The organism is Nocardia sp. PLKS1-43 (assembly GCF_059510335.1).
Map to the genome: position 1 here is coordinate 227,943 of NZ_JCAJZQ010000012.1, position 16,710 is coordinate 244,652.

15 protein-coding genes and 1 pseudogene are annotated in these 16,710 nt (G+C 65.9%); 10 read left to right on the plus strand and 6 right to left on the minus strand.

Annotated features, from left to right (window positions below):
* Nucleotides 1–117 precede the first annotated feature (117 nt).
* From AC5WS7_RS32480 to AC5WS7_RS32495, 4 genes and pseudogenes are all read left to right on the plus strand, one after another.
* Entirely contained in the window at nucleotides 118–747 is a 630-nt protein-coding gene (locus AC5WS7_RS32480) for an ABC transporter permease (protein WP_495958449.1), read from the plus strand.
* Nucleotides 740–1,957 (plus strand): annotated as a pseudogene (locus tag AC5WS7_RS32485) (ABC transporter ATP-binding protein); the annotation flags it as partial. The gene AC5WS7_RS32480 and the pseudogene AC5WS7_RS32485, both read left to right, overlap by 8 nt.
* 472 nt (nucleotides 1,958–2,429) lie before the next feature.
* Entirely contained in the window at nucleotides 2,430–3,188 is a 759-nt protein-coding gene (locus tag AC5WS7_RS32490; RefSeq protein ID WP_495958416.1) for an ABC transporter permease, read from the plus strand.
* A complete protein-coding gene (locus tag AC5WS7_RS32495) occupies nucleotides 3,185–4,159 on the plus strand; it encodes a glycine betaine ABC transporter substrate-binding protein (protein WP_495958417.1) in 975 nt (324 codons plus the stop codon). The genes AC5WS7_RS32490 and AC5WS7_RS32495 overlap by 4 nt, the downstream gene beginning before the upstream one ends.
* Nucleotides 4,160–4,168: 9 nt before the next feature.
* Here the strand turns inward: AC5WS7_RS32495 and AC5WS7_RS32500 are convergent, their stop codons facing one another.
* Complete coding sequence (locus AC5WS7_RS32500) at nucleotides 4,169–4,834, minus strand: GNAT family N-acetyltransferase (protein WP_495958418.1); 666 nt, start codon at nucleotides 4,832–4,834, stop codon at nucleotides 4,169–4,171.
* Between the two features lie 237 nt (nucleotides 4,835–5,071).
* Nucleotides 5,072–6,022, minus strand: coding sequence for a helix-turn-helix transcriptional regulator (locus tag AC5WS7_RS32505; protein ID WP_495958419.1), 951 nt, complete (start codon nucleotides 6,020–6,022; stop codon nucleotides 5,072–5,074).
* Nucleotides 6,023–6,125: 103 nt separating this feature from the next.
* On the opposite strand from AC5WS7_RS32505, the gene AC5WS7_RS32510 reads away from it, so the two are divergent.
* The 4 genes from AC5WS7_RS32510 to ychF all read left to right on the plus strand — a co-directional run bounded on the left by AC5WS7_RS32510 (nucleotide 6,126) and on the right by ychF (nucleotide 9,771).
* The gene (locus tag AC5WS7_RS32510; RefSeq protein ID WP_495958420.1) at nucleotides 6,126–6,755 is read left to right on the plus strand and encodes a TIGR03086 family metal-binding protein; all 630 of its coding nucleotides are present in this window, start codon (nucleotides 6,126–6,128) and stop codon (nucleotides 6,753–6,755) included.
* A gap of 606 nt (nucleotides 6,756–7,361) precedes the next feature.
* A complete protein-coding gene (locus tag AC5WS7_RS32515) occupies nucleotides 7,362–7,694 on the plus strand; it encodes a putative quinol monooxygenase (RefSeq protein ID WP_495958421.1) in 333 nt (110 codons plus the stop codon).
* 68 nt (nucleotides 7,695–7,762) lie between these two features.
* Nucleotides 7,763–8,614, plus strand: coding sequence for an N-acetylmuramoyl-L-alanine amidase (locus tag AC5WS7_RS32520; RefSeq protein WP_495958422.1), 852 nt, complete (start codon nucleotides 7,763–7,765; stop codon nucleotides 8,612–8,614).
* A 62-nt stretch (nucleotides 8,615–8,676) separates the two neighbouring features.
* Nucleotides 8,677–9,771 (plus strand): redox-regulated ATPase YchF, encoded by a 1,095-nt coding sequence (gene ychF / locus AC5WS7_RS32525; RefSeq protein ID WP_495958423.1) that lies wholly within the window; start codon nucleotides 8,677–8,679, stop codon nucleotides 9,769–9,771.
* 149 nt (nucleotides 9,772–9,920) lie between these two features.
* On the opposite strand, the gene AC5WS7_RS32530 is transcribed toward ychF, so the two are convergent.
* The 3 genes from AC5WS7_RS32530 to AC5WS7_RS32540 all read right to left on the minus strand — a co-directional run bounded on the left by AC5WS7_RS32530 (nucleotide 9,921) and on the right by AC5WS7_RS32540 (nucleotide 13,240).
* Nucleotides 9,921–10,250 carry a hypothetical protein gene (locus AC5WS7_RS32530; RefSeq protein ID WP_495958424.1) on the minus strand — a complete coding sequence of 110 codons (330 nt, stop codon included), beginning with the start codon at nucleotides 10,248–10,250 and terminating at the stop codon, nucleotides 9,921–9,923.
* 253 nt (nucleotides 10,251–10,503) lie between these two features.
* On the minus strand, nucleotides 10,504–11,208 hold the full coding sequence (locus AC5WS7_RS32535; RefSeq protein WP_495958425.1) for an HNH endonuclease: 705 nt from the start codon (nucleotides 11,206–11,208) through the stop codon (nucleotides 10,504–10,506).
* 220 nt (nucleotides 11,209–11,428) lie between these two features.
* Nucleotides 11,429–13,240 (minus strand): hypothetical protein, encoded by a 1,812-nt coding sequence (locus AC5WS7_RS32540; RefSeq protein ID WP_495958426.1) that lies wholly within the window; start codon nucleotides 13,238–13,240, stop codon nucleotides 11,429–11,431.
* 687 nt (nucleotides 13,241–13,927) lie between these two features.
* Here AC5WS7_RS32540 and AC5WS7_RS32545 point away from each other — a divergent pair.
* Nucleotides 13,928–14,713, plus strand: coding sequence for a hypothetical protein (locus tag AC5WS7_RS32545; protein ID WP_495958427.1), 786 nt, complete (start codon nucleotides 13,928–13,930; stop codon nucleotides 14,711–14,713).
* 115 nt (nucleotides 14,714–14,828) lie between these two features.
* On the opposite strand, the gene AC5WS7_RS32550 is transcribed toward AC5WS7_RS32545, so the two are convergent.
* Nucleotides 14,829–16,022: a restriction endonuclease gene (locus AC5WS7_RS32550; RefSeq protein ID WP_495958428.1), complete on the minus strand. Its 1,194-nt coding sequence runs from the start codon at nucleotides 16,020–16,022 to the stop codon at nucleotides 14,829–14,831.
* A gap of 196 nt (nucleotides 16,023–16,218) precedes the next feature.
* On the opposite strand from AC5WS7_RS32550, the gene AC5WS7_RS32555 reads away from it, so the two are divergent.
* On the plus strand, nucleotides 16,219–16,710 hold a 492-nt coding region (locus tag AC5WS7_RS32555; protein WP_495958429.1), incomplete at its 3' end, for a hypothetical protein.

The window sequence follows — 16,710 nt, forward strand, 5'->3', positions numbered from 1 at the left end:
GACGCGAAAGACCGCATCGAAATACAGAAATCGCACATCTCCGGCAACCCGCCGATACACTGTCCCGCGGATATCGAGCCGCCGGAAGGAACCGTCCTGCACACTCTGTGGACGTATATCGTCGATCACCGCACTCAGCTGCTGACGGATTCGTATCTGCACGTTTCCGCGGTGGTGCAGTCGGTGGTGATCGCGACCGTGGCGGCGGTGCTGGTCGGCATCCTCGTCCACCGCAGTCCCTGGGGTTCGGCACTGGCCACCGCGGCGGCCAGCATCATTCTGACGGTCCCGTCCTTCGCCCTGCTCGGCCTGCTCATCCCGGTGTTCGGCCTGGGCGTGCGGCCCACGGTCACCGCGCTGGTGCTGTACGCGCTGCTGCCGATCCTGCGCAATACGATCGTCGGACTCGCGGGCGTCGATCCGGCCGTGGCCGACGCCGCCCGCGGTGTGGGGATGAACCGGCTGCGAGTGCTCGCCGGTATCGAACTGCCGCTGGCCTGGCCGGCGATCCTGGCGGGTATGCGGGTCAGCGCGATGATGTCGATGGGCATCCTCGCGATGGCCGCCTATGCCAAGGGCCCCGGCCTGGGCAACATCATCTTCTCCGGCCTCGCTCGCCTCGGCAGCCCGACCGCGGTGCCGATGGCATTGAGCGGCACGGTGCTGATCATCGTGCTGGCGCTCCTGCTGGATGCCGTGCTCGCCCTCATCGGCCGCCTCACCACCCCCAGGGGAATCCGTGACTGATACCGCAACCGCCGGATCCGATACCGCCGAACAGCGGCACGGCGCCGAGATCGTGCTCGATTCGGTGACCAAACGCTATCCGGGACAACGGGAACCGGCCGTCGAGGAATTCTCGATCACCATTCCGGCCGGGGAGATCGTGGTCTTCGTCGGGCCCTCGGGCTGCGGTAAGACCACCACCATGCGGATGATCAACCGCCTGATCGAGCCGACGTCGGGCACCATCACCATCGACGGCCGGGATGTCGCGGGCATCAACGCGGACCGGCTGCGCCGCAGCGTCGGTTATTCGATCCAGCAGGCCGGACTGTTCCCGCATCTGACCGTGGCCCGCAATATCGCGACGGTGCCGGGGCTGCTCGGCTGGGATCGCAAACGGATCAACGCCCGCGTCGACGAGATGCTCGAACTGGTCGGCCTCGAACCCGCAACCTTCCGTCGCCGCTATCCGCGTCAGCTGTCCGGCGGGCAGCAGCAGCGCGTCGGCGTCGCCCGAGCGCTGGCCGCCGATCCGCCGGTGCTGCTGATGGACGAGCCGTTCGGCGCGGTCGATCCGATCACCCGGGGTCTGCTGCAGGACGAGTTGCTGCGTCTGCAGGCCGACCTGCACAAGACCATCGTCTTCGTCACCCACGACTTCAACGAAGCGGTCAAACTGGGCGACCGGATCGCTGTGCTGGGCGATCGATCCCGCATCCTGCAGTACGACACCCCGGCCGCGATCCTGGCCGAGCCGGCCGATGACACCGTGGCCGGCTTCGTCGGCGCGGACGCCGCGCTCAAACAGCTCACCCTGACCCGCGTCGCCGATGTCGACCTGGGCCAATGCCCCACCGCGATCGAGTCCGACGCTCCGGACGCGTTGCGCGCCGCCCTGGCCGAACGCGACTGGAAATGGGGCCTGATCCTGGACGCCCAGCGTCGCCCGCTGCGCTGGGTCTCGGCCGCGCAGCTCGCGCACGCCGATTCGTTGCGCGAGGCGGGGCAGCCGGTCGCCGGAACGGTCCTGCTGCGCGCCTCACTCCAGAAGGCCCTGGAAACCCTGCTCGCCGACAGCACCGCCCACGCCGTCGTCACCGGCCGCCGCGGCGAATACGCCGGTCTCATCGCCATCGATACGCTGGTGACCCACCTGTCCGCCATCCGCGACGAACACTCCAGTGCCGCAACGGATTCCGCGGACTCGAATACGGGGTCCTCCGATGCGGGGCGCGCGGAAGCGGATACCTCGGTGCGTCCCGACGCCGCCGAGACCGGCAGTGCGAGCGCCGATACCGCCGAGGCGTCCGATGCGAATGCGGGAGCCACCGGCGATGACGCGGCCCAGGACACCGGCACAGCGGACACGGAAGACACCACCGCGACCGTGACTGCCGGGTCGACCGACGCTGCCGAAACCGGCAGCGAGAGTGCGGCAAGCGCCGAGCCGCCCCAGGCGGACAATTCCAGCGGCAGCGACGATGTGAGCGCGGAGCGCGGCGAAACACCCGATACGGGCGCCGAATCCGGCACCGACGCGGCGTCCACCGGGACAGTCGACGCCGCATCCGGTACAGCCGGCTCTGCCGAGACGGATTCGGGCACACCGCCTTCGGGCGCGCCGAGCAGCGGTGAGGTGAAGCCGTGAGCGCCAGTATGATTCGACACGGCGCGCGGCGGACCGACCTCGGCGGGAAACGCGGATGAGCCCGGTGGATCAGCGTACCGAGCGGCGAGCCGAGCTGGTTCGGCTCGCCGTACAGCCGCTGCTGGCGATCGTGCTGGCCGCCGGGGTGCTGTTCTGGGCGTTCCATCGCACGCTCACCACGACGCAGCAGGCAAGTATCACCGGGGCGAATATCACGACCGTGGTGCGACAGCACGTGTTGATCACCATCACCGTGGTGGCGATCGTCGTGGTGATCGCGGTGCCGCTGGGCACATTGCTGACCAGACCCGGATATCGCAGGCTCGCACCGCTTTTCGTCGGCATCTCCAATGTCGGCGCGGCCGCGCCGGCCATCGGGTTGATCGTGCTGTACTACCTGCTCACGCAGAAGACGGGGTTCTGGGTCGGGGTCGCGCCGATCGCGTTCTATTCGCTGCTTCCGGTGCTGCGCAATACGATCCTGGGGTATCAGCAGGTCGATCCGACGCTGGTCGACGCCGGCCGCGGCCAGGGCATGTCGTCGGCAACGGTGTTGCGGCGCATCGAGTTTCCGCTGGCCGTGCCGTACATCCTCGCCGGCCTGCGGACCTCGCTGGTGCTCGCGGTGGGCACGGCGACGCTGTCCTTCCTGGTCAGCGCGGGCGGTCTGGGCATTTTGATCGATACCGGATACAAGCTGCGCGACAACGTGACTCTGTGGGTGGGCGCACTGCTGGTCGTCGCCCTGGCGCTGATCGTCGACTGGCTCGGCGCACTCGCCGAACAATTCCTCGGACCACGGGGGTTGCGGTGAAACGTGCACTGCTGGCGACACTTTCGGCCGTGTTGTGCCTGCTGCCGATCTCGGGATGCGGGCTCGAATCCGGCGGCTCGGTGCCGCTGCGGGTCGGCCCGGGCAGCATCACCGCGGTGCCCGAGCTGAAGGGCGTGCGGATCACGGTGGGCTCCAAGGATTTCACCGAACAACTCGTCCTCGGCTACATCCTGGAATTCGCTCTCACCGCGGCCGGCGCGCAGGTGCGCGACCTGACCGATATCACCGGATCCAACAGTCTGCGGGACGCCCAGTTGCACGGGCAGGTCGACATCGCCTACGACTACACCGGCACCGGCTGGATCAACTATCTGGGCAACGAGCACCCGATTCCAGACTCCGACAAGCAATTTCAGGCCGTGCGCGACGAGGATCTGGCGAAGAACGGCATGGTGTGGGCGGATCTCGCGCCGATGAACAACACCTACGCCATGGTCGTCAACGCGGCGGGTGCGGACAAGACCGGCGCGAAGACGTTGTCGGACTACGCGCACCTGGTCGATACCGATTCGAGTATCGGCCCGACCTGTCTGGGTACCGAATTCAGTGTGCGCCCGGACGGTTACCCGGGTATGGCCGCGAAATACGGCATCGATGTGGGCAAGGCGCACAAGCAGCTCATGCAGGACGCATTGGTCTATCCCGCGACCGCGAACAACACCTGTGAGTTCGGCTCGGTGGACACCACCGACGGCCGCATCAAGGCGCTGAACCTGCATCTGCTCGACGACGATCTCGGTTTCTTCCCGAAATACAATGCGGCACTGGTGATGCGGAAGCCCTTCGCCGACGCGCACCCGCAGGTGGCGAAGGTGCTCGCGCCGATCTCCCGCGTGCTGACCAACGAGACCATCACCGAACTCAACGGTCAGGTCGACCTGCACGGCGCCGAACCGGCCGTCGTCGCCCGGAACTGGATGGTCTCGCAGGGATTCGTCACGGCCCGCTAGCCGCGGCGATCAGGCGTTGAGCAGTTGCGGGCCGCCGTCGAGTTCGCGTCCGATGGTGGCACGCACGGCCGGCCATTCCTCGTCCAGGATGGAATAGAAGGCGGTGCTGCGGACTTCGCCGTCGAAACCCCGGGAATGGGCGCGCCGAATCCCGTCGCTGGTTGCTCCGAGCCGCTCGATCGCCATGCGGGAGCGGGTATTTCGCACATCGGCCCGCAGAGCGATGCGGCACACCCGCCACACCTCGAAGGCGTGCGTCAACATCAACAGCTTCGACTCCAGGTTGATCCCCGCCCCGCGCGCCTGCGGCGACAGCCAGGTATTGCCGATCTCGGCCGCGTCGGGTGTCGCCAGCAACGGATCGCCGGACGGCACCCCGTGCACGACCGGCCAGACCATCGGCCCCTGCCAGTAGTCGAACCTGGTGAATCTGGTCGATCCGAGCACTTGATCGTCCACGGCGGACACGATCGCGAACGCCAGTCCGGACCCGGCGGCGTGTGCGGCCACGGCCTGCGCGACATAGTCGGCGGCCTCCTGCGGGCCATGCGGCACGGGCGTGTACGCATACGCGTCGCGATCCCCGGCTCCCGCCGCGGCGAGGCCCAGGACGTGATGGGGCGCAAGCGGTTCCAGTCGCACCAGGCGACCGGTGAGAGTAACGAGTGCGGGCACGTCCCCTCGATCTTTCGGAAAGGTCTCCGGCACACGTCGGACAGGTGCCGCCGCACCGGCCAGAACGCTCCGGATCGACGAACCAGCTCTGGCGCGCCAGCAGCAGCATCGGATAGTGAGTTGAACGATAACGGAACGTTGGCCGACCGCATCACAGGCTGAGTGTAAATTCCGCGCCGCTGCTCGCGTGTCGTCCGGTGGGTCGCAAAACCCCTGTGTGCGGATAGTTTTCGGACCTCACGCCCGCGGGACGGCTGCCGCGTAGCGGTGCGCCAGCGCCCGGATGTGCGCCACCAGTTCCGGCGGACCGTCGACACGGAAATCCAGCATCAGCATGCTCAGATAGATCGCGATCGTCTCGAGCGTATCCGCGCCGGTCAGCAGCACGCAGGAGTCGTCGTCGATCGGCTCGACGACGCCGACGGTCGGATTGATCCGCGCGATGACCGTTTCGGCGGGAGCGAGCACGGTAACGCGAGCGTGGACTCGCCAACCGGCCGAGGCGATCTCGCGCAGGACGAAGGCGACCAGATCGTCCTCGGGCAAAGGCCGCGCTGCGAAATATCGTTCGGTCGCTTCGACATTGCGCCAGGCGGCGACGGGCAACGCACGCCAGCAATGGATTTCGAGTTCGTAGCCGACGAGATACCACCGCCGCTGCCAGTTGATCAGCCGATACGGCTCGACCTGGCGATCGTCGATCCGCAGGGTGCGTCCGGCACGCACGGCCGCGGCCACGGTGGCAAGGGTCCGCGCGGGCACCGGGGCGTCCGGCTCGCGCGATCCGGTCACGGCGGGACCGATCTCGGTGGCACCGCGCAGCGCTGACACCTTGCGTTGCAAGCGTTTCGGCAGAATCCTGTCCAGTTTCGCCAGTGCCCTCGCCACATTGTCACCGATGTCGGCGATGCCGGTGGATCCGTCCTGCGCCAGCCCGATCGCGACGGCCACCGCGACCGCCTCGTCATCGTCCAGCAGCAGCGGCGGCATCGTGCTGCCCTGGCCGAGGCGATAGCCGCCCGCCGCACCGCGTCCGGCGTGCACCGGATAACCCAGCTCGCGCAGCCGGCTGATGTCCTGGCGCAGGGTGCGATCGGTGACGCCGAGACGTTCGGCCAGTTCACGTCCGGTGTAGCTGCGGTCCTGCAGCAGCGACAGCAGGCGCAACGTGCGTGTGGTCGCCGTCACATCGAACTCCTCACCCGGGCCGTCGAATTAGGAACGAAATCAGCCTAATGGGGTCATAACCTGGGTTCAACGCCAGGAAAGACCAGCGAAAACGGAGATCACGATGACCAGCGCCCAGCACATCGACACCGACTCGACCGAAACTCTCGCCCCGGTGTGGCGCGAGGTCCTCGCGACCTCGCATCGCGCCCTCGCCGGCGCCATCGCCGGGATGAAGGACGAGCATCTGAGCGCGAGCACACCGTGCTCGGAATGGACTGTGGCACAGGTTGTTCAGCACGCCGCCGCAGACCAGCGCGCCTACGCCGCAGCTCTCGGCGTCGGCCCCGGCCCGGCGTACGACCCGTTCGCGCCGTCCGGCACCCTCGACGATCCGGCGGCGCTGATCGCCGCGGCCCTGGAAGAATCGGCCGCGGCCTGGGCCACCGTCTCCGACGAGACTCGATCGGTCCCCACGCCATTGCCCCACGGCGAACTGCCCACCCCCGTCGCCGCAGTCATGTGCGCCATGGACGCAGCCGTGCACGCCTGGGACATCGCCATCGCAATCGGCCTGAAGCCGTCACTCACCGACGAGCATGCCGACTACTTCCTCACCGCCGCAGCAGATCTCGTGGAACCGTTGCGTCAATGGGGCGCATTCGCCGGCATCGTCCCGGCCGAGGCGTCCGACACCCCGGCCGACCGCCTGCTCCGCCACCTGGGCCGAAATCCCGGCTGGACCAACGCCTGAGCGAACCGCACCCGACGAACACGCCCTCCACGTTTACGCTTCTACTGCAACCGATCTCGTGGAGCCACTGCGTCAGGGGGGCGCATTCGCCGACACCGTACCGGCCGAGCCATCCGACACCCCAGCCGACCGCCTGCTCCGCCACCTGGGCCGCAATTCCGGGTGCACCAACAGGTGAGCGAACCGCACCACGACGAACACGCCCTCCGCATTTGCGCTTCTGCTGCAACCGATCTCACAGATCCATTGCGTCAGGGGGGATTTGCCGACACCGTCACGGCCGAGCCATCCGACACCCCAGCCGACCGCCTGCTCCGCCACCTGGGCCGCAATCCCGGGTGGACCAACAGGTGAGCGAACCGCACCCCGGGTGACGCGCCCACCACGTTCCCGCCTCTGCCGCAATCGATCTCGCGGGGCCACCGCGTCAGAGGGCGCATGCGCTGTGATCGTCTCCGGCGAATCATCCCTCGGTACCGGTGCCTCCATCCGGGCCGCAACGGCCGTCTTGTGCCCGCGCGACCTGCGAAAACGCTTGTGACACCGACCTTGCCGAGGGAAACAGTAGGCTGAGCGCGAGGGGCGATCCGACGAAAGGGCGAGCGCGTGTCCAGTCCGAACTTGTTCAGTGTCTGCGGCCGGATGACCGCGTTGCCCGGTCGTCGCGAAGAGGTGATCGCGTTGATCAAGGAGTCCGCACGCGCCGGCGGCAGCGACAGCGGCCTGCTCACGTACAGCATCAACACCGGGTTGGACGAACCCGACGCGATCTGGGTGACCGAACTGTGGACCGACAAGCAAGCGCACGACACGACCACCCGCTCCGAGCCGGTTCAAGCAGTGACCCAGCGCTTCCTCGACCTACTCGCCGAACAACCCGCGGGTTTCTACGGCAATGCGGTGTATGTGCAGGGTTTGACACCCGACGAATCGCGCTGAGCCAGGCTCTTCGCCCCCCGGAACCGACTACGGAACGCGGGAGCTACGCCGCGTGTCCCATTCGAGCCATGCCGACCGCGGCACTCGGCCCAGCCGCCGGGGTGTGGCACGGTGAACACATGAATCGTCGTCGCTACGGCGCGACCGCATTATCGGCCTGCGCGGTGTTGCTGACCTCCTGCGGCTCGGGTTCCACGGGCACGACCCCGCAGCGCCCGGCTCCGACGCCCACGCCGGTCACCGATACTTCCACCGCACCGGCTCCCGTCGGGGCGGGCCGCGTGATCGTCCTCGATCCTGGGCACAACGGAGGCAACGCCACCCACTCGGCCGCGATCAACCGGCAGGTCCGCGACGGCCGGGGCGGGATGAAGGCGTGCAACACCACCGGAACCGCCGCACTGGACGGCTATCCGGAACATGCGTTCAACTGGGATGTCGCGACGCGAGTCCGAGATACGTTGTCCGCCAAGGGTTTCACCGTGATCATGACCCGTCCCGACGACTCCGGCGTCGGACCGTGCGTCGACGAACGCGCGGCCATCGGCAATCGGGGCGATGCCGCGGCGGTGGTCTCGATCCACGCCGACGGCTCACCGGGCGCGAATTCGCACGGCTTCCACGTCGCCTATTCCGCACCGCCGCTCAATCCCGCCCAGGGTGAGCCGTCGATCCGCTTGGCCACCACCCTGCGCGACAGCTTCGCCGCGGCGGGCTTCACGCCTTCCACGTACGTCGGCTCGCACGGCTTGGACCCGCGCGGCGATCTGTCCGGCCTGAACCTCTCCGAACGCCCGACCGCGCTGGTCGAATGCGGAAATATGCGTCATCCCGGAGATGCGGCCGTGCTCGAATCTCCGCAGGGGCGCGCCCGAATCGCCACGGTGATCGCGAACGCCGTCATCGCCTACCTGGGATGAGCATCCACAATCATCTACCTGGGGCAACAGCGCGCGCTGCCGCCGCGTAGACTCCTGTTCTCGTGAGTCTCACCCTCGGAATCGTCGGCCTGCCCAACGTCGGAAAGTCGACGCTGTTCAACGCGCTGACCAAGAACGACGTGCTGGCCGCGAACTATCCGTTCGCCACCATCGAGCCGAACGTCGGCGTGGTGCCGCTGCCGGATCCGAGGCTGGACAAGCTCGCCGAGATCTTCTCCTCCGAACGCGTCGTCCCCGCGACGGTGTCGTTCGTCGATATCGCGGGCATCGTGAAGGGCGCGTCCGAGGGCGCCGGTCTGGGCAACAAGTTCCTGGCCAACATCCGCGAGGCCGACGCCATCTGCCAGGTGGTGCGTGTGTTCGCCGACGACGACGTGGTGCACGTGGACGGCAAGGTCGACCCGACCGCCGATATCGAGGTGATCGAGACCGAACTGATCCTCGCCGACCTGCAGACCCTGGAGAAGGCCGTCCCGCGCCTGGAGAAGGAAGCGAAGGTCAAGAAGGACCGCAAACCGGTCGCCGACGCCGCCAAGGCCGCCCAGGAGGTCCTGAACGACGGCACCACCCTCTTCGCGGCGGGCTCGAAGGTGGATGCCGAACTGCTGAAAGAACTTTCGCTGCTCACCACCAAACCCTTCCTCTACGTCTTCAATGCCGACGAGTCGATCCTCACCGACTCCGCCCGCGTCGCTGAGCTGAAAGCCGCTGTCGCTCCGGCGGATTCGGTCTTCCTCGACGCCAAGGTCGAAGCCGAACTGCTCGAACTCGACGACGAGTCCGCCCTGGAACTCCTGGAATCCATCGGCCAAACCGAACCCGGCCTGCACGCCCTGGCCCGCGCCGGCTTCCACACCCTCGGCCTCCAGACCTACCTCACCGCAGGCCCGAAAGAGGCCCGCGCCTGGACAATTCACCAGGGCGACACCGCCCCCAAAGCCGCTGGCGTCATCCACACCGACTTCGAACGCGGCTTCATCAAGGCCGAAATCGTCGCCTACGACGACCTGATCGAAGCCGGCTCCATGTCCGCCGCCAAGTCCGCCGGCAAGGTGCGAATGGAAGGCAAGGACTACGTCATGCACGACGGGGACGTCGTCGAGTTCCGTAGCGGATTAGCGTCTGCGAAGAAGTAGGGCAACGAAGACATCACTGCTGGTAGAGACCGTACTGACCCCCATCCGCCGTCCGGGTGGGCTCGGCCGTTCTGGGGCGGCGGGCGTCTGCACCAGCAGCCGACCGCCTGTTCGTTTGCTGCTGCTCGCCGGGGGACCAAGGTCCACCCTTACCCCGTGTCGCCGTTCCGATACCCCCACCAGGCGCCGAATGTGGCCACGATGAACGCGCCAGCAGCGCTGAGGACGGCGGCGGTCACGTTCGCGAAGACGACCATGACAACGACCGCCACGAGGATCAGGGCCAAGACCAGGACATCCATCACGCCACCTCTCGCAGGACGACGCTCCGGCTTCGAGGACTCAGAGCCGGATTTCGAGGTCTCCAGGTCGGACGTCGAGATCTCCGGTACCAGGAAGTCTGGTTTCGTGGTTTTCCCGGAGTTTCCCTGGTTTTCGCTCGGCTCCGATTCACTGAGGGCAGGGTCAGTCTCAGGCATCGGAAGCGGCCTCCATAAAGTTCAGAAGCTGCGATGGACAATGCCCCGTCGGTGACGTGGTTGGCCGCTGCTTGTACATGAGGGGGTGGTGCGAGCTGCAGGCGGAGGTCGCTAACCTCTTCATGGGAGCCTGAGTCCTTCTCGTTGCAGGGTTGGAAATCGGGTATCCGGCGGCCCCTGCCGGGTTTGGCGCCATGGGCAGGGGCCGCGCTATCTGTGAACTCCTCGGCGGTTCACCGAGGGGCGGAACTCGCTATTCGTCGATCTCGACGAGCACTTCCTTGCCGAGGTCGTTCATAACCTGCTGCCGCTGGGCTGGGGGGAGGCGCCGCCACTCACTGAGGACTTTCTCTGCTTCGCCGATCTCGCGTTTGCCGGCCAGCATCCAGCTGTAGAGCTGGCGCTTGGATTTCCGGCCGCCTTTCAGATTTCGCGCCATCGTCAGAACCTGCTTCGGATCTGGCGGGTTGATCGTGTTGTTCCGAGACTCGTCGTTGCAGCGCTGGCATTCGATCTGCAGGTTCTCCTCATCGTCGGAACCGCCGCGGTCCCGCGGGATGATATGGCCGATAGTCAGCACGGCCCGGCGCCCCGGCGCATCCGGGAAGTCCTGGCCCGCGCCTACTCCGCAGATCCGGCAGGCGCTGCCGTCGCGCTCGAAGATCCTGCGGCGCTTGGCGCCGGAAATGCCCCGCCGGACAGTGGGCGGCCGCTTCTCCCCGAGGTCAACCCGGATCCCGATCTTCTTCAGAAGATACTGCTCCGCCGACAGGGTCGGGTTGTTCTTGTAATTGTCTATCTCCCAGCCGATTTCGCGTAGATCCCGCATCCGCCGGTCGGTCTGCACGACGCCGGGAACCGCTGCGTTGAGTTCCTTCATCGTGAAGCGGTTGCCTGCCCCAACGGACGCAATGAATGCTGCGACCCGCTGGATCGACGACGGTGGCCGCTCGGTCATCGACGCTCCTCTCGTTCCGCCCTGCGGCGGCTACTCGCATATCAACCGGCGTACCGGCGGTAGCAGTTCTATCATGCCGATTGACCGATCGGCAAATTGGCACAACATCCGATTGTTGCCGATCGGCGTCCGGCAACGTCCGGCAACATGATCGTAAGCATTTTGAGTGCGGGCCCCGCTGATGGGCGTTCCCTCGTGTCCGCGGAGACCTATCCGCAGTTCAGAGGTCCGGAAAACTCTGACCGGGGGTTCTGTACTGGATCCCCTTCACGTACCAGTCCTCAACAGTGTTGCGGGCCTCGGTCAGAGCTCTCATCCACTTGCGGACCAGGTGTTCTGGGGCGACGCCGCGTTCCTCGGCGACCAGACTGCCGTCGTCGTCTTCGACGCCGTTCAACTGTCCGATAGCCTGCTCGAGTGCTTCAACCGCGGTCTCCACGGCGGCTTTAGCCTGTTCGAACCGATCTTCATCGGAGATTCCGGTCCGACCTACGTTCTGGCCGTACTTCGGGAACAGCCGATACCGCAACGCCTTGGTGTCCAAGATCGCGGCTGTTCCATCGGCGGTAAGAACCGGTATTCCTTTGTCGTCACGGAGGAGGAGTCGAAGTCCGTCACGGCCGTCGCTGATGATCTCCGACAAGACGGTGATGCCGCGATCGAGGTGCAACATCGCGTCGAGTACTTCGTGAACTGGGCGCCGATCTCCCCCTCTTCCTGTGTCGTGACGGGCGAGGCGGATACCGTCATGAAGTGCCAAGTAGTACAGCGCCCGGATTGCGAGTTCCAACCCGGCCGGGCCGATAGATCCAGTAGCCGATTCCTCGCGGGCAGCTTGAGCGAGGGGTGCTAGCTGGCCGTTGCTGGGTGGGCGCACAAGCTTTGGCCGGCAGACTTCGCTCCCCTCGGCCAGCACGCTCGTGAACAGAGCGATCTGACTGTCCGACGCCTTTATGCGGCGCTCGCGGGCAACGAGTTCTGCTACGAGCGGGACCTTCCGCTTGGCGTTCACCCTCCGAGTCTTGGCTGGATCGTCCTTCTTCAGCACGTAGGCGATCGGGCCGCGGATGGCATCGTGCACTTTCGGTTCGTTGGTTGTGAAGAGGTAGGCCAGGCGGGCGAATCGGTCGTCGGCGTGTGTGCTGATACCTTTGACCGCCGCCTCTTCGGGGGTCATTTTGCCGAGCAGCCACTGATACTCGTCTTCACTGTTCAGTGCGCCGGCCAGGTACGCCGAATGCAGGCAGTCGTCGGCCATGACGGCGTTCTGTGCATCCGGGCTCCAGTGCCGCTTGGGGTTCAGGTGTTCCTGCGCTACTTTGATCTTGAGTGCATCGGCCAGCGTGAGCGGGGGTTCTCGATGGTCCGGCTCAAATCCGACGACGAGAATGAATGGTGTTGTAGCGCAGCGGATTTCAGCTCGCTCGTCGTCTGTCAGCTCGTCGGCTGGCGACGACACCAGTTCGTTGATCCGGCTGATGAGGTATTTGACGGGAGCGGCGCTCGAGGGGTAACGCAGCAGAATGTCCTCCGCGGTGATTCCAAGCAGCCACTGCGCTTCGGCCCCCCGGGTGGAGCCTTCCATGAGTTGTGGTGCCGCAATGGGAGGTGAGCCGTCGTTGAAGTTGTTCACCGTCATCACGCCGATAGGCGGGTCCATGATCCCCTGCTCCCTGAGCGAGGGGTGGAGCCGATTGGCCTGCCGCGTCTTCGCCATCGCCGTCGCCAGCGCCGCGATGAGTGCGGCCCGAGACTCGGCGGTCCGTGTCAGTTCAGCCGAGTCTGCTTCGAGCTCGCCCAGGAAGACGGGAACCCCGCCTTCGTCGACGACACCAGAAGCTGGGTAGGAATAGTCTGCGGCGTTGCGCGGATTGGCCGGGTCGGCCATCAGCCGCGCGGTATGAACCTCGCCTTGAACGTAGTTCAGGATCCCTCCGGGAATCCGCATGCTGTGCGGGTTCTCGATCTGCGGGAGGATCTGGCTGGGGTAAACCCAAATCGTGGACATGGCCGCGGCGGCGAGCTGACTCATCCCAAACCGAGCCTGTGCTGCCGCACGGACCTTGCGGACCACCGCAGGATTCGGAATGTGGGGAAGCTTCCGGAGGGGCCGAGGCAAGGTGGAGCTGTCGGCGATGCTGGGCACGGTCGAGTTTCTGGCGGCCATAAGGAGCACTTTCGCGTTCCACACCGAGGAAGGCTTTCTCCCGCGGGTACTGCGCGCGGGAGCCGAACGGCCAGCTCTCGCCTGGCATTTCGTGAATCGATGTTCACAATCAGCCAAAGCGGCTCGGGGTGCGCTATTCGCAGCGTTCGGCTGGCTACGCCCCGAAGGGGCGGGCACTGCGTGTTCTTCGCTGGGATCGATGCCCCAGACTAGAACTGGCTGCGACGCGAACCCCGCGTCGTCGGCGAGAACCGTACACCCACCGACAAGATCATGCCAAGCGTTGCTGGCAAAGCGCCCGCGTCTTCATCTGCGGCACACAGGAAGTCGCGCCTCCAGCGGCTCGGGCATCTCTTGCCGACGTTTCCGGCCGCCCCTCGTCGTAGCACAAGCGATCCTGCGCCCGTCGACTCCCCGATCGGCGGACAGACCGCCGGTGGCTGCGAAACGCCATGGTGCCCAAGCACATCGCAAACTTGTCGGTCCCATGATCTACGGTTGCCGCGAAAGACAGGCGAAGGCAAGGGCATAGCGCCCGGGGTGGTGCATCACATGAGCACAAGCATCGACGGCTACGAAGTCGCAAGGCATTTCGGATCGCGAGGGCAAGCCCTGCGTGAACTGGAGCTGTGGAAGAAAAGGAAGAATCGTGAGTACATCGCCGACAAGGTCCTGGGCCATGTCAGCACCACAGTCCACGATATCCGGCCGCACGACATACGCAATCTCCAGTCCTCCCACCCACTTGGCGATCTTCATCCGCCCGAGGGGTACAAGGTCAAAGCCATCCGAGACTGGCACCCTGGCTTCGCCTTCGCCCACCTGTTCCACTTCTGCCTCGAAGACCTGGGCGGCATCTACAGTTTCGACCAGTTCTTCGAATGGGCCCAGGTGGGCGAGCAGCGTGCATGGCTGTGGGTGCCCATGCGGAAGATCATCGACAGCCGCCGCACCGACGAGCAGTGCGCCGACGCCGACGCCTCGCTGCGCTGGCGAATCGGCTTGGCCTACTACGGCTTTATCCGGGAGATCTACACGGTCGCTTGCCTGCGGGATCGGGGGCTGCCGATGCTCAGCCACCCACTCGCGGACGCCCTGTTCCGTGCTGATACCTGGTACCAGAACGTCGTCGTCGAAATCTTCGTCCGCAATAACCAGTTCAAAAGCGGCACAGAAGGACGCAAACACCCCGCCGAGTACTATCTCGCCGACCAGCCGCAGTTCAGGTTCGAGCAACTCGAGATGGAACACGGCCACGAGTTCGGCCGCGTCCACCTGCCCACCGACGCCGAAGTAGACGCCTGCGCCGACAGGATCCGCCGACTGATCCAGCCCTAGCAGACGAAGACCTGAATATCCAGCCTGCCATCGAATCTGGAGAAACGTATTCCGTAGCGGACCGGATGCACGCGTGCGGCGCCCGCGGTCCGGCCCCACGCTGCGACGGCGAGAGTCAAAGAGCTGGTGGGAAATGGGTGTGTAGCCAACTCTTCACGGCGGCCAGTTGTCCGTGCCCGTTGGTCTTGAGGGTGTTGACGATGTCGCGGCCGCAGATCAGGGCGATCGGGTGGCCATCGCTGCGGACCTCGTCGTAGACCTGCGGATTGAAGTAGGACAGCGTGACAAAGACGCCGAAATGCCGGTGGCGCAGCCGCGAAATGAGCCTGCTCATCTCGCGTACTCCGACCGAGTTCGACGGGGCGTAGCACTTCGCTTCCAGCGCGAAGTCAATCTTGATCGGGTCGGCGGCCGGGCCGAGTTGGTATTGGCCGATGGCATCGCGGCCGCCATCACGACTGGGACGGGTGACGTCGCAGATCCCGGTGGCCGGCGCGATCATCCGCCAGATCTCGACGGCGCACTTCTCGAAGTCGTGCGGGCGCCCGTCGAAATGCGCGTGGATGGCCCCGAGGATCGCCTGGTCGGCTTTGCTGGCCGGGAGTTGATCGGCTCTGCTGCGGATGATCGTGGTCGGGGCCGCTGTAAGAGTGTCGTAGCTGCGGCTTTTCACCCATGCGCGCCAGCTTTCCGGGCAATGGGCGCTCTTCACCGGGGAGATGCCGGCGGCGAGGTCATCGATCCACGCACGCTCGACTTTCCCTGTCTTGAGCACGGTGAATTTCGCCCGGTAGTTCTGAAACCGCTGCCCGCTCTTGCTGCGCCAGATGGCGACGAGGTCGTCGTCGGCGGTCAATACCTCGGCGCCGGGGGCGAGCAGGCCCCGGAAGCGTGCGGAGCGCCCCGGTGCTGCCTTCTCGAACAGCAGGAACGGCGGTACCTGTACGCGCTCGGCCTCGGTCGCGTGTGCGGCGTCGAAGGTGTCGCGCAGCAGAAGATTCCCGTAGCGCTGGGTGCGATGGAGGTCCGGGCGTCCAGGCTCACGGTTGTCGCCGTAGTAGGTGAAGATCCCGGTGTGGAGGTCGAGCTCGTCGGGCCAGTCGCTCTCGGTGCCGCTGGTGAACAGGGCCACGATACGGACCGTCCCCTGGGACGGTGAGCCTTTGTACCGGAACCCACCCTGGTTGCCGACTGGCGCCAGTTTCGCTAGCGCATCAGCTCCCGTATTGCCCTGCGGGCCACTCAAATACACTGTTTCGAGAGTGAGGTCGGACGTTGTCAGGTCCTCGAAGGCCACCGTGTGGGACATGGCGTTCACCGTAGCGACACAGTCCGACAAGACACGGCCCGTCGCCGGGTGCAGGCGCCCAGTGACCTTGAGCGCGGCGGCAGAGGGAAGGTCTCTTGCCGCGGCCGCGCTAGAACGTCAAACTGCCCGTGTGGCAAGACGATGCGTGTTCTGCGGTGGCAGCGGCTTGACCAAGGAGCATGTGATACCCCGGTGGATGAGCGGCGTGTTGCCCGAGCAGGCGCGATACCGCGGCCAAGACCTGGCGACGGTCCACCTTCACCCTGAACGCACGGTCTACGGTCCGCATCACCGGGAGATGGTGGAGCCCTTCAACTCCATGACCGTCAAGGCTGTCTGCGGCCCGTGCAACAACTGCTTCATGAACGACATCGAGTCCGAGGCACGGCCCTATCTGTCCGCGATGATCCGCGGCAACCTGGCGATACCGTTCAGCGCCGACGCGGTGACCGCCGTCGCGACCTGGGCGGTCAAGACCAGTTTGATGGCGCAGCTGACCGGCGCCGAGCCAGCCGCGCTCGACCAGGTTTATCAGGACTTCTACGCATCGAGGCGGCCTACTCCGGACTGCCTGGTCTGGGCGGCGGCGGTCGACGACGAAGATTGGGCCTTACGAACCGAATGCCACACCGCGCTGTGCTCGGTGGACGGGGCTTCGGCCAATACTGATGACCCGCCGAACCTGCTC

Excerpts from the sequence above, each read along its gene's own strand:
- AC5WS7_RS32490 (WP_495958416.1), top strand. The coding sequence starts at position 2,430 with ATGAGCCCGGTGGATCAGCGTACCGAGCGGCGAGCCGAGCTGGTTCGG.
- AC5WS7_RS32510 (WP_495958420.1), top strand. The coding sequence starts at position 6,126 with ATGACCAGCGCCCAGCACATCGACACCGACTCGACCGAAACTCTCGCC.
- AC5WS7_RS32520 (WP_495958422.1), top strand. The coding sequence starts at position 7,763 with ATGCCGACCGCGGCACTCGGCCCAGCCGCCGGGGTGTGGCACGGTGAA.
- AC5WS7_RS32530 (WP_495958424.1), bottom strand. The coding sequence starts at position 10,250 with ATGCCTGAGACTGACCCTGCCCTCAGTGAATCGGAGCCGAGCGAAAAC.
- AC5WS7_RS32535 (WP_495958425.1), bottom strand. The coding sequence starts at position 11,208 with ATGACCGAGCGGCCACCGTCGTCGATCCAGCGGGTCGCAGCATTCATT.
- AC5WS7_RS32540 (WP_495958426.1), bottom strand. The coding sequence starts at position 13,240 with ATGAGTCAGCTCGCCGCCGCGGCCATGTCCACGATTTGGGTTTACCCC.
- AC5WS7_RS32545 (WP_495958427.1), top strand. The coding sequence starts at position 13,928 with ATGAGCACAAGCATCGACGGCTACGAAGTCGCAAGGCATTTCGGATCG.
- AC5WS7_RS32550 (WP_495958428.1), bottom strand. The coding sequence starts at position 16,022 with ATGTCCCACACGGTGGCCTTCGAGGACCTGACAACGTCCGACCTCACT.